This is a genomic window from Pseudomonas sp. GM17, from assembly GCF_000282175.2.
GTDB classification, from domain to species: domain Bacteria; phylum Pseudomonadota; class Gammaproteobacteria; order Pseudomonadales; family Pseudomonadaceae; genus Aquipseudomonas; species Aquipseudomonas chlororaphis.
Window position 1 is genome coordinate 5,940,790 of the sequence record NZ_CP124732.1, and the last position, 14,638, is coordinate 5,955,427.

At 62.5% G+C, this 14,638-nt stretch carries 11 protein-coding genes and 1 pseudogene; 6 read left to right on the forward strand and 6 right to left on the reverse strand.

Features of this window, described 5'->3' with window-relative positions; genetic code table 11:
* Positions 1-113: 113 nt before the first annotated feature.
* The gene (locus PMI20_RS26510) at positions 114-599 is read right to left on the reverse strand and encodes a YajQ family cyclic di-GMP-binding protein (RefSeq protein WP_007931144.1); all 486 of its coding nucleotides are present in this window, start codon (positions 597-599) and stop codon (positions 114-116) included.
* 146 nt (positions 600-745) lie between these two features.
* Here PMI20_RS26510 and PMI20_RS26515 point away from each other — a divergent pair, with 146 nt between their 5' ends.
* From PMI20_RS26515 to PMI20_RS26525, 3 genes are read left to right on the forward strand one after another with little or no spacing between them, the layout of a single operon-like run.
* Positions 746-1,663, forward strand: coding sequence for a putative 2-dehydropantoate 2-reductase (locus PMI20_RS26515; RefSeq protein ID WP_007931146.1), 918 nt, complete (start codon positions 746-748; stop codon positions 1,661-1,663).
* Positions 1,664-1,708: 45 nt separating this feature from the next.
* Entirely contained in the window at positions 1,709-3,745 is a 2,037-nt protein-coding gene (locus PMI20_RS26520; RefSeq protein ID WP_007931149.1) for a sensor histidine kinase, read from the forward strand.
* A 2-nt stretch (positions 3,746-3,747) separates the two neighbouring features.
* Positions 3,748-4,326 (forward strand): cob(I)yrinic acid a,c-diamide adenosyltransferase, encoded by a 579-nt coding sequence (locus tag PMI20_RS26525; protein ID WP_007931151.1) that lies wholly within the window; start codon positions 3,748-3,750, stop codon positions 4,324-4,326.
* Between the two features lie 75 nt (positions 4,327-4,401).
* On the opposite strand, the gene PMI20_RS26530 is transcribed toward PMI20_RS26525, so the two are convergent.
* The 4 genes from PMI20_RS26530 to secA form a co-directional block, all read right to left on the reverse strand.
* Entirely contained in the window at positions 4,402-5,340 is a 939-nt protein-coding gene (locus tag PMI20_RS26530) for a Nudix family hydrolase (RefSeq protein WP_007931153.1), read from the reverse strand.
* On the reverse strand, positions 5,337-5,969 hold the full coding sequence (locus PMI20_RS26535) for a glutathione S-transferase (protein WP_007931154.1): 633 nt from the start codon (positions 5,967-5,969) through the stop codon (positions 5,337-5,339). The genes PMI20_RS26530 and PMI20_RS26535 overlap by 4 nt, the downstream gene beginning before the upstream one ends.
* A gap of 104 nt (positions 5,970-6,073) precedes the next feature.
* Positions 6,074-7,291 carry a bifunctional glutamate N-acetyltransferase/amino-acid acetyltransferase ArgJ gene (gene argJ, locus PMI20_RS26540; protein WP_007931156.1) on the reverse strand — a complete coding sequence of 406 codons (1,218 nt, stop codon included), beginning with the start codon at positions 7,289-7,291 and terminating at the stop codon, positions 6,074-6,076.
* Positions 7,292-7,414: 123 nt separating this feature from the next.
* Positions 7,415-10,156, reverse strand: a complete 2,742-nt coding sequence (secA, locus tag PMI20_RS26545; protein WP_007931158.1) for a preprotein translocase subunit SecA — start codon at positions 10,154-10,156, stop codon at positions 7,415-7,417.
* A 306-nt stretch (positions 10,157-10,462) separates the two neighbouring features.
* Between secA and PMI20_RS26550 the strand changes: the two genes are divergently transcribed.
* On the forward strand, positions 10,463-10,918 hold the full coding sequence (locus tag PMI20_RS26550; protein ID WP_007931160.1) for a DUF721 domain-containing protein: 456 nt from the start codon (positions 10,463-10,465) through the stop codon (positions 10,916-10,918).
* A gap of 15 nt (positions 10,919-10,933) precedes the next feature.
* On the opposite strand, the gene PMI20_RS26555 is transcribed toward PMI20_RS26550, so the two are convergent.
* On the reverse strand, positions 10,934-12,421 hold the full coding sequence (locus tag PMI20_RS26555; protein ID WP_009045300.1) for a helicase HerA-like domain-containing protein: 1,488 nt from the start codon (positions 12,419-12,421) through the stop codon (positions 10,934-10,936).
* Between the two features lie 180 nt (positions 12,422-12,601).
* Between PMI20_RS26555 and PMI20_RS31060 the strand changes: the two are divergent.
* Together PMI20_RS31060 and PMI20_RS31065 are read left to right on the forward strand one after the other, a co-directional pair.
* Positions 12,602-13,633 (forward strand): annotated as a pseudogene (locus PMI20_RS31060) (HAMP domain-containing protein); the annotation flags it as partial.
* A 93-nt stretch (positions 13,634-13,726) separates the two neighbouring features.
* Positions 13,727-14,491: a methyl-accepting chemotaxis protein gene (locus PMI20_RS31065; protein WP_370686811.1), complete on the forward strand. Its 765-nt coding sequence runs from the start codon at positions 13,727-13,729 to the stop codon at positions 14,489-14,491.
* The last annotated feature ends 147 nt before the right edge of the window (positions 14,492-14,638 follow it).

Consider the following 14,638-nt stretch of genomic DNA (forward strand, 5'->3'; position numbering starts at 1 on the left):
CGGGCACACAAAAAACAAGGGCAGAACGAGTAGCTTTATAAAGGCTCAATCGTTTCTGCCCACTACTCGGGCCTCGGACGCCAATAAGCTCGCGAGGTTCCCGAAAAATCCCATCAGTCGCGGAAGTTGTTGAACTGCAGCGGCATGCCGAACTCTTTCGCCCGCAGGGCGGCGATGGCTTCCTGCAGATCGTCGCGCTTCTTGCCGGTCACCCGTACCTGCTCGCCCTGGATCGCAGCCTGGACCTTCAGCTTGGCGTCCTTGATGTGGGCAACGATCTTTTTCGCCAGCTCTTTGTCGATGCCTTCCTTGAGGGTGGCTTCCTGCTTCATCACCTTGCCCGAAGCGTAAGCGTCCTTGACCTCAAGGCACTGCACATCGATCTTGCGCTTGACCAGGGCCAGCTTGAGGATCTCGATCATCGCTTCCAGCTGGAATTCGGCTTCAGCGGTCAGGTTGACGGTGAGTTCCTTTTCCTTGAACTCGAAGCTGCCCTTGCCCTTCAAGTCATAGCGGCGGTCCAGTTCCTTGACGGCGTTTTCCACTGCGTTGGTGACTTCGTGTTTGTCCAGTTCGGATACCACGTCGAACGACGGCATGTAATTTCTCCAATAAAAAAAGGGGCGCAGCTCGATAAAGATGGAGCACGCCCGGTTTGCGGTTAAAATCCGGGCTCATTATAACGGGTCTTTCCCCTCCTTCACTGCGAGCCTCGCATGCGCCTGCCAAACCGAGCACCACGCTGATGTCGACGACCTGGCACATTCTGGGCGCAGGCAGCCTCGGCACCCTGTGGGCGACACGCCTGGCCCGGGCCGGCTTGCCGGTACGCCTGATCCTGCGCGATCAGGCCCGCCTGCAGGCCTACCAGGCCGCGGGTGGGCTGACGCTGGTGGAACAAGGGCAGGCCAGTTTTCACGCCATTCCCGGCGAGACGGTCGACAGCCCTGAGCCCATCACTCGGCTGCTGGTGGCCTGCAAGGCCTATGACGCGCAACAGGCCGTCAGCCAGCTAGTCTCGCGCCTGACGCCGGATGCCGAACTGATCCTGCTGCAGAACGGCCTGGGCAGCCAGGACGCCGTGGCCGCCCAAGTGCCGCAGGCCCGCTGCATTTATGCCTCGAGCACCGAAGGCGCCTTTCGCGATGGCGACTGGCGCGTGGTGTTCGCCGGCCACGGCTACACCTGGCTGGGGGACGCCAGCCACCCCACCGCGCCCTTCTGGCTCGACGACCTGAGCGCCAGCGGCATCCCCCATGAATGGAGCGCGGATATCCTGACCCGCCTCTGGCGCAAGCTGGCGCTCAACTGCGCAATCAACCCCCTGACGGTCCTGCACGACTGCCGCAACGGCGGCCTGCTGCAGCACCATTGCGAAGTGGCGATGCTGTGCGTCGAGCTGAGCGAACTGCTGGAACGTTGCGGCCAGCCCGCCGCGGCCGAGAACCTGCAGCAGGAAGTGGAGCGGGTGATCCAGGCGACCGCCGCCAACTACTCCTCCATGTACCAGGACGTTGCCAGTCGGCGCAGAACCGAAATCAGCTATTTATTGGGGCATGCCTGCGACGTTGCCGCCAGGCACCAGTTGCACCTGCCCAACCTCGGCCGCCTGCGCCGGCTATTGGTGGAACACCTGCAACAACGCGGATTGCCCAGCGACTGAGCAGCGGCTACGCTGCCCACGTGTTCATCTCTAGCGACGTCCCCGATGCCATTGCGCCAGCGCCTTGAAAACCTGCCGGTCGGCCAAAAACTGCTGGCCGCCTTGCTCGTCCTGCTGATTACCGTACTGCTGGTCGCCAACCTGACCTTCATCAGCGCCGCCTACTGGATCTCTCAGGAAAGCATGGCGCCGCAAGCCTTGCAGACCATCGGCCGACTGGTATCCAACCCGACCCTGGCCGCACAGGCGCTGGACTCGCCACAAAACGCCGAGAAGCTGCTCAACGAACTTAACAGCTACTCTCCCCTGCGCGCCGCAGCGATCTATGACGGCAAGGGCACGCGCCTGGCCCAGTTGCAACATGGCGAACGCCTGAACCTGCCGGAGCGCTATCGGCATATCGAAGCCTGGCAACTGACCGAATTTCGCAGCAACCAGATCATTACCCTGCCCCGCGCCGGCCAGCCCCCCGGTCACCTGTTGCTGGTGGCCAGCAGTGAGCTGCCGATGGCCTTCTACACCGGCACCCTGACCGCGAGCCTGGGCATCCTGATCTTCAGCGTGCTGCTGTGGCTGATCATTGCCCGGCAGATCAAACGGCTGATCACCCAACCCATCCATCAGTTGGAAGAACTGTCCCGGCAGGTGACACGCGAGGAAAACTATTCCCTGCGCGCCGCCCGTGGCAACCACGATGAAATCGGCAGCCTGGCCGAGGCCTTCAACACCATGCTGTCGCGCATCGAAGCGCGAGAACAGCAACTCAAGCGGGCCCGCGACGACTCCCAGGCGGCCTATGACCAGGCCCAGGGACTGGCCGAGGAAACCCGCCACACCAACCGCAAGCTGGAGCTGGAAGTCCAGGTGCGCAGCAAGATCGAAAAGAAACTCACCGGCTTTCAGAACTACCTCAACAGCATCATCGACTCGATGCCCTCGGCGCTGATCGCCCTGGACGAGCAGCTCTATGTCACCCAATGGAACCAGGAGGCCAGCGCCCTCTCCGGCACCCGCCTGGACGAAGCGCTGAATCAGCCGATCTTCCTCGCCTTCGAACCGCTCAAGCCGTTCCTGCCGCAACTCAAGGAAACCGTGGAGCAACATACGGTCACCAAGGTCGAGCGGGTCACCTGGGTCAAGGACGACGAAGCCCGGCATTACGCCCTGACCTTCTACCCGCTGATGGGCGGTGCCGGGCGCGGCGTGGTGATCCGGATCGACGACATCACCCAGCGCCTGTCCCTGGAAGAAATGATGGTGCAGTCGGAAAAAATGCTCTCCGTGGGCGGCCTGGCCGCCGGCATGGCCCACGAAATCAACAACCCGCTGGGGGCCATCCTGCACAACGTGCAGAACATTCGCCGGCGCCTGTCCCCCGAGCTGCCGAAGAATCAGGAACATGCCGAGCAGATTGGCATCGAGCTGGAAACCGTCAACCATTACCTGCAGAGCCGCGAAGTGCCGCAACTGCTCGATGGCATTCAGCAGGCTGGTGCCCGGGCGGCGAAGATCGTGACCCATATGCTCAGTTTCAGCCGGCGCAGCAACCGGCAGATGGCGCCCTGCGACCTGCCGGCATTGATCGACCAGGCCGTGGAGATTGCCGGCAACGACTTCGACCTGGCCATAGGCTTCGACTTCAAGGGCCAGGCCATCATCCGCCAGTTCGACCCGCAACTGGGGCCGGTGCCCGGCACCGCCAACGAACTGGAGCAGGTACTGCTCAACCTGCTGAAAAACGCCGCCCAGGCCATTCACCAGCGCGTGGATGACAGCGAACCCGGGCGCATTATCCTGCGCACCCGGCTGAACCCGCCCTGGGCGGAAATCCAGGTCGAGGACAACGGCATCGGCATGAGCGAAAACGTGCGCAAACGCACCTTCGAGCCGTTCTTCACCACCAAGGAAATCGGCCAGGGCACCGGCCTTGGGCTTTCGGTCTCTTACTTCATCATCACCAACAATCACAAAGGCCAGATGGAAGTGCAGTCGACGCAGGGCCAGGGCACTTGCTTCACCTTGCGTTTGCCATTGGCGGGCAGTCAGCCGCCACCACTGGAACATCCCCCACTGGAGAGGTAAGCATGGGCTTTCGCTTGTCGAAGATTTACACCCGCACCGGCGACAAAGGCGAAACCGGGCTGGGTGACGGGCGCCGGGTTCCCAAGGACCATCCGCGGGTCGAGGCCATCGGAGAAGTCGATACGCTGAACAGCCAGCTGGGGCTGCTCCTGGCCGGGCTGATCGAACAATGCACCGAGCATCCCGGCCTGCAGGAACTGATCGACGTCCTGGCGCCTTGCCAGCACCGCCTCTTCGACCTGGGTGGCGAGTTGGCCATGCCGGTGTATCAGGCACTGAATATCGCGGAAGTCGAACGCCTGGAAGCGGCCATCGATACCTGGAACGAAGAGTTGGGACCGCTGGAGAACTTCATCTTGCCGGGCGGTTCAGCCTTGATTGCCCAGGCCCATGTCTGTCGCAGCCTGGCGCGCAGTGCCGAGCGACGCTGCCAGCATCTGAATGCCGTGGAACCGCTGGAGGGGGTCGGCCTGGCCTACATCAATCGCCTGTCCGACCTGCTGTTCGTGGCGGCGCGCCTGATTGCCAAGCGCCAGGGGATTGCCGAGATTCTCTGGCAAGCGGCGGCCAAACCCGAATAGCGGGCGTTTTCCTGTTGATCGCGAGCCAGCTCGCCCCTGCGGCTCATGCAGGAACGAACTGGCTAGAGCCTGACCTCAGGGCCAGAACGCGCGAATCCCCGCCACCCCTTGCGCACCAGCCTGCCAGGCCTGCTCGCGCTGATCCGGACCGACGCCGCCCAGCAGGTACACCGGCTTGTTGAAGCTGCTGATCAGTCGGGCGGCCTGCTCCCAACCCAGTGGCTGCGCCTCAGGGTGGGTCTGGGTCGGCTGGACCGGCGACAGCGTCACGAAGTCCACATCCATCTGCTGTGCCAGGGACAACTCTTCAGCGTCATGGCAAGACGCCGCCAGCCAGCGCTCCTTGCCAAAGGGACGTCCGGCGCTGGCGTATTTGCGCAGCTGCGCCGAAGTGATATGCCAGCCCGCCGAGGGGAAATCCCCCAACCATTCGAACGGCCCCTTGAGCATCAATTGTGCCTTGCCCGCACACAGGCCGACCGCATCCACCGCCAGGTCGCGGTATTGCGGGTCGTAGCCATTGGGCGCGCGTAGCTGGATCAACTTGCTGCCACCGGCAATGGCCTTCTGCATGCCCCGCAACAGCGCCGGTGTTTCCAGGCCTTCCGGGGTGATCAGGTAGTCGCTCGGCAAGCGCGCCGCCGCCACGATCGGCTGGTTGGCCGCAGGGAACTCGTAGTTCTCCAGCTCACGGGCCGTGACCCAGGCCAAAGGCTGGCCCTCGGCGCCGTGGGGTTCGCCGGTAAAGGCGCACACTTCCCAGACATCCAGCAACACCTGCTTGTCCGGGTAATCGTGCTGCACCTTGATCAACGGCCGCGCCTGGGACACCAGAATGCCCAGCTCCTCCTGCAGCTCACGGGTCAACGCCGCTTCCACCGCCTCGTCCGCTTCGACCTTGCCGCCGGGAAACTCCCAGAGGCCGCCCTGATGCTGGGTATCGGCACGTCGGGCAATCAGGATCCTGCCGTCGGCATCACGGATAACGGCCGCCGCCACATGTACTCGTTTCACCGCACTGCTTCCTCTAAACCGGCTTTCTGCCAGGCCTTGAAGGCTGGCCATTGATAGATCGTTTCAACATAGGCGGCATCGACAGCCGGCAGCGCCACCCGATAGGTGCGCAGGCGCACGGCGATTGGCGCAAAAAAGGCGTCCGCCAGGCTGACCCGACCAAACAGGAAAGGCCCTGGCTCGGTCGCAGCCATGCGACATTCGGCCCATAACGCCAGCATCCGTTCGATATCGGCCTGGGCCTCGGGCGGCATGGGTGAAAGCGCGGCATCACGGCTCAGGTCGAACGGCAGGTTGCCGCGCAAGCCGAAAAAGCCGCTGTGCATCTGCGCGCAGGCGGAGCGGGCCTGGGCACGGGCGGCCACATCCCGCGGCCAGAGCTCGGCTTCGGGAAAACGCTCGACCAGGTATTCGGCAATCGCCAGGGAGTCGGCAATGGTGCCGTGCTCGGTCTTCAGCAACGGGACTTTGCCGGTTGGCGAATGCTTGAGAATCAGCTCGCGGGTATCGGGCTGGTTCAGCTTGATCAGTTCTTCGGTGTAAGTCGCGCCGGCCAGCTCAAGCGCCAGGGCGGCGCGCAGCGACCAGGAGGAATAGAGTTTGTCGCCGATGATCAGGTGAAGATTCATGTCGGGCACCTTTCAGAGGAGATGGAGGCCCGGGGCCTCCATCGCGAGCGGACTCGCTCCTACACGTGATGCGTCGCGTCCATGTAGAAGCGAGTAGCGGTGTATCAGGTACGGTATTCCGCGTTGATTTTCACGTACTCGTGGGACAGGTCGGTGGTCCAGATGATTTCGCTGCAATCACCGCGTCCCAGCTCGATGCGAATGGTGATTTCTTCCTGCTGCATCACCGCCGCACCCTGGGCTTCGGTGTAGCTGGCGGCACGCGCGCCACGGCTGGCGATACACACCTCACCGAGGAAAACGTCGATCTTGCTCACATCCAGGTCCGGCACGCCGGCACGACCGACAGCGGCCAGGATACGCCCCCAATTCGGGTCGGACGCGAACAGCGCGGTCTTGATCAGCGGCGAGTGGGCCACGGTGTAGCCGACATCCAGGCACTCCTGGTGATTGCCACCGCCGTTGACTTCGACCGTGACGAACTTGGTCGCGCCTTCACCGTCACGCACGATGGCCTGGGCCACTTCCATGCACACGTCGAACACCGCCTGCTTCAGCGCGGCGAACAGCGAGCCGCTGGCCTCGGTGATTTCCGGCAGGGCTGCCTGGCCGGTGGCGATCAGCATGCAGCAGTCGTTGGTGGAGGTATCGCCGTCGATGGTGATGCGGTTGAACGACTTGTTGGCGCCATCCAGCAGCAGGTTCTGCAGCACTTCACGGGAGACTTTGGCGTCGGTGGCGATGTAGCCGAGCATGGTCGCCATGTTCGGACGAATCATGCCCGCGCCCTTGCTGATGCCAGTGACGGTGATGGTCACGCCATCGTGCTGGAACTGACGGCTGGCACCCTTGGGCAGGGTGTCAGTGGTCATGATGCCCGTGGCGGCGGCGGCCCAGTTGTCCACGGACAGGTCATCCAGTGCGGCCTGCAGCGCGCCTTCGATCTTCTCGACCGGCAGCGGCTCGCCGATGACCCCGGTGGAGTACGGCAGTACGGCGCTGGCATCGACACCAGCCAGCTCGGCCAGCTTGGCGCAAGTGCGGGTCGCGGCGGCCAGGCCTGGCTCACCGGTGCCGGCGTTGGCGTTACCGGTGTTGGTCAGCAGGTAACGCACAGGGCCTTGCACGCGCTGCTTGGCCAGGATCACCGGAGCGGCGCAGAACGCGTTCAAGGTGAACACACCGGCCACCGTAGAGCCCTCGGCACAGCGCATGACCACAACATCCTTGCGCCCCGTGCGCTTGATGCCCGCCGAAGCGATACCAAGTTCAAAACCGGCAACCGGGTGCAACGTTGGCAAAGGACCAAGACCAACAGCCATGAATGCGCTCCTCTTTAACCTGATGTGTGCACCGCCATCGCAAAAGGCAGTGCGGCGAATGGAAAAACGCCGCGACGGCTGATGCCGGTCGCGGCGCGGGTATTTCAGTGTCTGGCGAAAATCTTAGTTGATCTGGCCGTGACAGTGTTTGTACTTCTTGCCCGAACCGCAGTAGCACAGTTCGTTGCGGCCCAGTTTCTGCTCGTTGCGTACCGGAGCCGAAGCCAGGGCCACGTCGACATCGACGCCCTCTTCCAGCGCTTCTGGCTGCTCCAGGCCCGGGGCTTCGGCATGTTCGAACTGCATGCGCTGGGCCAGTGCCTCGGCTTCCTGGCGCAGGCGCGCCTCTTCCTCGACCGGGTCCTCGCGGCGAACCTGAACGTGCGACAGCACGCGGATCGAGTCGCGCTTGATGGAATCCAGCAGCTCGGAGAACAGGGTGAAGGACTCGCGCTTGTATTCCTGTTTCGGGTTCTTCTGCGCATAACCACGCAGGTGAATACCGTGACGCAGGTGATCCATGGTCGACAGGTGGTCTTTCCACAGGTCGTCCAGGACGCGCAGAACGATTTGTTTCTCGAAGGTGCGTAGTGCTTCGGCACCGGCCTGGTCTTCTTTCTCGTTGTACGCCGCCACCAGCTCGTTGAGCAGTTTCTCGCGCAGGGTTTCTTCGTACAGGTGATCGTCTTCGTCGAGCCATTGCTGGATCGGCAGGGTCACACCGAAGTCGCTTTGCAGCGCAGCTTCCAGACCGGCCACGTCCCACTGCTCAGGCAGAGATTGTGGAGGAATGTGCGCGCTGACGGTGGCGTTGAGCACGTCCTGGCGGAAGTCGGAGATGGTCTCGCCGATGTTGTCCGCGGCCAGCAACGTGTTACGCATGTGATAGATCACTTTACGCTGTTCGTTGTTGACGTCGTCGAACTCGAGCAGTTGCTTGCGAATGTCGAAGTTGCGGCCTTCTACCTTGCGCTGGGCCTTTTCGATCGCGTTGGTCACCATGCGGTGCTCGATCGCTTCGCCGGACTGCATGCCCAGGGCCTTCATGAAGTTCTTCACCCGGTCGGAGGCGAAAATGCGCATCAGGCTGTCTTCCAGGGACAGGTAGAAACGGCTGGAACCGGCGTCGCCCTGACGACCGGCGCGACCACGCAGCTGGTTGTCGATACGGCGCGATTCATGACGCTCGGACGCGATTACCTGCAGTCCGCCGGACTCCAGCACTTGCTGGTGGCGCTTCTGCCAGTCGGCCTTGATCTGGGCAATCTGCTCAGGAGTCGGGTTTTCCAGGGAGGCAACTTCGACTTCCCAGTTACCGCCCAGCAGGATGTCGGTACCACGACCGGCCATGTTGGTGGCGATGGTCAGGGCGCCCGGACGACCGGCCTGGGCAATGATTTCCGCTTCTTTTTCGTGGAACTTGGCGTTCAGGACCTTGTGCTCGATGCCTTCCTTCTGGAGCAGGTTGGACATGTGCTCGGAAGTTTCGATGGTCGCGGTGCCCACCAGAACCGGACGGCCCTGGGTCATGCATTCCTTGATGTCGTTGATGATCGCGGCGTATTTCTCGTCCGCGGTCAGGAACACCAGGTCGTTGTAGTCTTTACGAGCCAGCGGCTTGTTCGGCGGGATGACCATCACCTGCAGGCCGTAGATCTGATGGAACTCGAAGGCTTCGGTGTCCGCGGTACCGGTCATGCCGGACAGCTTGGTGTACAGACGGAAGTAGTTCTGGAAGGTGGTCGACGCCAGGGTCTGGCTTTCGGCCTGGATGTTGAGGTTTTCCTTGGCTTCGATGGCCTGGTGCAGGCCCTCGGACAGACGGCGACCCGGCATGGTACGACCGGTGTGTTCGTCCACCAGGACCACCTGGCCATCCTGGACGATGTATTCGACGTTGCGGTTGAACAGCTTGTGTGCGCGCAGACCGGCATAGACGTGGGTCAGCAGGCCCAGGTTGTGCGCCGAGTACAGGCTCTCGCCTTCCGCCAGCAGGCCGACCTGGGTCAGCATCTCTTCGATGAACTGGTGACCGGCTTCGTTGAGTTCGACCTGACGGGTCTTCTCGTCGACGGTGAAGTGACCGGCCTTGGTGACCTCGCCTTCCACTTCCTCGACGTGCAGCTCAAGGCGCGGGATCAGCTTGTTGATTTCGGTGTACAGGCGGGAACTGTCTTCAGCCTGGCCGGAGATGATCAGCGGGGTACGGGCCTCGTCGATCAGGATCGAGTCGACTTCGTCGATCACGGCAAAATTGAGCTCACGCTGGAACTTGTCTTCCATGCTGAAAGCCATGTTGTCGCGCAGGTAGTCGAAACCGAATTCGTTGTTGGTGCCGTAGGTGATGTCGGCGGCGTAGGCGGCACGCTTCTCTTCCGGCGGCTGGAACGGCGTGACCACGCCGACCGTCAGGCCGAGGAATTCATAGAGCGGGCGCATCCAGTTGGCGTCGCGGCGGGCCAGATAGTCGTTCACCGTGACCACGTGTACGCCCTTGCCGGACAGCGCGTTGAGGTAAACGCCCAGTGTTGCCACCAGGGTCTTGCCTTCACCGGTACGCATTTCGGCGATCTTGCCTTCATGCAAGGTCATGCCGCCGATCAACTGTACGTCGAAGTGGCGCATACCCATGACCCGCTTGCCGGCTTCGCGGGCGACCGCAAAGGCTTCGGGAAGCAGTTTGTCGAGGGTTTCACCTTTGGCTATGCGAGCCTTGAACTCTTCGGTCTTGGCGCGCAACTGATCGTCCGAAAGGGCCACCATTTGCTCTTCGAAGGCATTGACGATCTGTACCGTCTTGAGCATGCGTTTGACTTCACGCTCGTTCTTGCTTCCAAAAAGTTTCTTTAACAAAGGCGCAAACATATCGGCAGGATCTTCCACACATAGGGATGGAGGGCGGCCCCGTGAGTCGCCCGTGCAGCCCTCATGGCCGCATGCGAACGAGCATTCTACCCGGAAACGATGGTGAGGAAAGTGGCGTTATTCCACGATGCTGGTACAGCGCTGTGACGGGGCTCACTTACAATAAGGCCTTTTGCGCCAGTTTCAACCCGGACGAGTACGAAGTTAACCATTGATTTAATGGATAAAGCGCAGCCGCAGCGATGAACGAGGTCCGGCCAGCGCTTTCTGCTACCATGGCGGCTCTGTAACTTCAGGTGTCTGATCATGGCATTTCGCCCTCTTACGGCCAGAGCACCCGCCGTACTCCTTCGCGAAGCCAAGCCTCTCAAAGCCATACTCGGCCACGCCCAGCGCCTGGCGCATTTGCAGCGTCTGCTGGAAAGCCAGCTGCAACCGGCCGCGCGCGAGCACTGCCATGTCGCCTCCTGGCGTGAAGGCAGCCTGCTACTGATCGTCACCGACGGCCACTGGGCAACGCGCCTGCGTTATCAGCAAAAACGCCTGCAACGTCAGCTTTTGGAGTTCAATGAGTTCAACAATCTGACGCGGATTCTGTTCAAAGTGCAGCCTCCCACCGTGCAACGCGGCGCAGCCGGCCACACCATGGACCTATCGAGCAACGCCGCCGAGACCATTCAGGCCACCGCCGACGGCATCACCGATCCCAACCTGCGCGCTGCCCTGGAGCGCCTGGCCAGCCACGCCAAACCACGGGCGTAACTGGCCAGCCGCCGATCAGCGGCGCTTGCTGCCCCCCAGTAGAGACCCCATCAACCCGCGCACCAGTTGCCGGCCCAACTGATTGGCGGCCTGACGCATGGCGGACTTCAGGGCCTGACCGGCGGCAGTGCCGAGGAACTCGCCGGCCCGATCGGTAAAGCTCGGCTCCTCCGCGGCCGGTTTGCCCGGCGCAGCCTCGGCCTCTGGTGCCAGGCCCTTGCGCCCCATCAGCACTTCATAGGCCGACTCGCGGTCGACCGGTTTGTCATAGCGGCCGACCAACGGTGAACTGTTGATCAGCGCGGTACGTTCGGCCTCGGTCAGCGGCCCGATGCGCGATTGCGGCGGTGCCACCAGCACTCGCTGGACCATCTCCGGCGTGCCTTTTTCCTGCAGGGTACCGACCAGCGCCTCGCCGATCCCCAGCTCGGTCAACACCGACAGCGCATCGAACGCCGGGTTCGGCCGGAAGCCGTCCGCCACCGCGCGCAAGGACTTCTGTTCCTTGGCGGTGAAGGCCCGCAAGCCGTGCTGGACGCGCAGCCCCAGTTGCGCCAGCACGTCGTCTGGCAAGTCGCCTGGCGACTGGGTGACGAAGTACACACCCACGCCTTTGGAGCGAATCAGCCGCACCACCTGTTCCAGCCGGTCCTGCAACGCCTTGGGCGTGCCGGCGAACAGCAGGTGGGCCTCGTCAAAAAACAGCGCCAGCAGCGGCTTTTCCGCATCGCCGCGCTCCGGCAGTTGCTCGAACAGCTCGGCCAGCAGCCACAACAGGAAGGTCGCATAGACCTTGGGCGCCTCGTGCACCAGGCGACTGGCGTCGAGCAGATGGATCCGCCCGCGCCCGTCACTGGCCGGCTGCAGGATGTCTTCCAGTTGCAGGGCCGGCTCGCCGAACAGGGCTTCGGCGCCCTGCTGTTCCAGAGTCGCCAGGCGCCGCAACAGGGCCTGGCTGGAGCCGGTGGTCATCAGCGCCGCGTCATCCCCCAGCAACTGCGGGTTGTCCTTGAGGTGGTTGAGCAACGCCTTGAGGTCTTTCAGGTCGAGCAGCAACAGCCCTTCGCGGTCAGCCACCTTGAATGCCGCGTACAACGCCGATTGCTGGCTGTCGGTCAGTTCCAGCAGGCTGCCCAGTAACAGCGGGCCCATTTCGCTCAGGGTAGTGCGCAGCGGGTGCCCGGACTGCCCGTGAATGTCCCACAACGTGACCGGATAAGCCTGGGGCTTGTGGTTCAGCCACGGCATCCCGGCAATACGTTCGGCGACCTTGCCCTGGGGATTGCCCGCGGCGCCCAAGCCACACAGGTCACCCTTGATGTCCGCGGCGAACACCGCGACACCGGCATCGCTGAACGCTTCCGCCAGTCGCTGCAATGTGACGGTTTTCCCTGTCCCGGTAGCGCCTGCCACCAGCCCGTGACGGTTTGCCAGGCGCATGGCCTGGGCAATCGGTTGCCCCGCGAGATCGGCACCGATAACGAGTTGCGATGAATCCGGCATTTTGTCACCCATGGTTAATCTTTAGCCTTGACCGGCCGATAGATCAGAAAAGACTGAAAAATAGTTCAGATAATTCCCCAAGGAGAGGTGGAAATATCAACTTACTTTCAACCCCGCCCATTTTGCGCGCTTTTATAAGAGCACGCTCGTGACATTAAGACCTAGCGGACACCACAAGCCATGAACAAAAACCTGCGCTTCAGCCATAAAATCCTGCTTGCCGCCGCCCTCATCGTTATTGCCGCCTTCGCTTCCTTCACGCTGTACAACGACTACTTACAGCGCAACGCGATCCGCGAAGACCTGGACAATTACCTGCATGAAATGGGCGATGTGACCGCCAGCAACATCCAAACCTGGCTCACCGGGCGCATCCTATTGATCGAAAACCTGGCGCAAAACCTGGCGATCGACCCGCAATCGACCAAGGTGGCCAGCCTGCTCGAACAGAAGGCCCTGACCTCGACCTTCATGGCCTCCTACCTGGGCGATGCCAGCGGCAGCTTCACCATCCGCCCGGACGCGAAGATGCCCGACGGCTTCGACCCGCGCGTTCGTCCCTGGTACAAGGGCGCCGAAAGCAGCAGCGGCTCGACCCTCACCGAACCCTATATAGATGCAGCCACCGGCCAGTTGATCATTTCCGTCGCCACCGCCTCGCGTAATGGCGGGCAGAGCATCGGCGTGGTGGGCGGCGACCTGAGCCTGCAAACCCTGATCGAAACCCTCAACGCCCTGGATTTCGACGGCATGGGCTATGCCTTCCTGGTCAGCGCCGACGGCAAGATCCTGGTGCACCCGGACAAGGCGCTGGTGATGAAGAGCCTGAGCGAGGCCTACCCACAGAACACGCCACGCATCAACGGCGATTTCAGCGAAATCGAAGTCGAGGGCAAGACGCGCATCGTCACCTTCACCCCGATCAAGGGCCTGCCATCGGTGAACTGGTACATCGGCCTGTCCGTGGACAAGGACAAGGCGTTCTCGATGCTCAGCGAGTTCCGCACTTCGGCCATCATTGCCACCGTTATCGCCGTGGCCATCATCATCGCCCTGCTGGGCATGCTGATCCGGGTGCTGATGCAGCCCCTGCATGTCATGACCCGCGCCATGCAGGACATCGCCGACGGCGAAGGCGACCTGACCCGCCGCCTGACCATCCAGAACCAGGATGAATTCGGCATCCTCGGCACCGCGTTCAACCGCTTCGTGGAGCGCATCCACGGTTCGATCCGCGAAGTCTCGTCGGCCACCGAGCACGTCAACGAAGTCGCCCTGCGCGTGGTCAGTGCCTCCAATTCGTCGATGCTCAATTCCGACGAGCAGGCCAGCCGCACCAACAGCGTGGCCGCGGCGATCAATCAGCTCGGCGCCGCCGCCCAGGAAATCGCCCGCAACGCCGCCCAGGCCTCGCAACAGGCCAGCGACGCGCGCAACCTGGCCGAGGACGGCCAGCAAGTGGTGGACCGCAGCATCCTGGCGATGAACCAGCTGTCGGACATGATCAGCGCCTCCAGCAGCAACATCGAAACCCTCAACAGCAAGACCGTGAACATCGGGCAGATCCTCGAAGTCATCACCAGCATCTCCCAGCAGACCAACCTGCTGGCCCTCAACGCGGCCATCGAGGCGGCGCGGGCGGGCGAAGCCGGGCGCGGCTTCGCCGTGGTTGCCGACGAGGTGCGCAACCTGGCCCACCGCACCCAGGAATCGGCGCAACAGGTGCAGACCATGATCGAGGAGCTGCAGGTCGGCGCCCGCGAGTCGGTCAGCACCATGAGCAACAGCCAGCGCCATAGCCAGGACAGCGTGGAGATCGCCAACCAGGCCGGCGAACGCCTGAACAGCGTGACCCAGCGCATCGGCGAGATCGACGGCATGAACCAGTCGGTCGCCACCGCGACCGAGGAACAGACCTCGGTGGTGGAGTCGATCAACATGGACATCACCGAGATCAACACCCTGAACCAGGAAGGGGTGGAAAATCTGCAGTCGACCCTGCGCGCCTGTTCCGACCTGGAGCAGCAGGCCGCACGCCTGAAACAACTAGTCGGCAGCTTCCGTATCTGATCCCTTCAGCCATCCGGTGCCTGGGCAAAACCCAGGCACCGGACTGCCGACAATCCCTCCCGCATCCGCAGCAAACCGTTCATCCAGGCACATCGCCAACCGCCACGGCATCCCGACCGAACATCTATCCTTGATAAGGGTCAACCC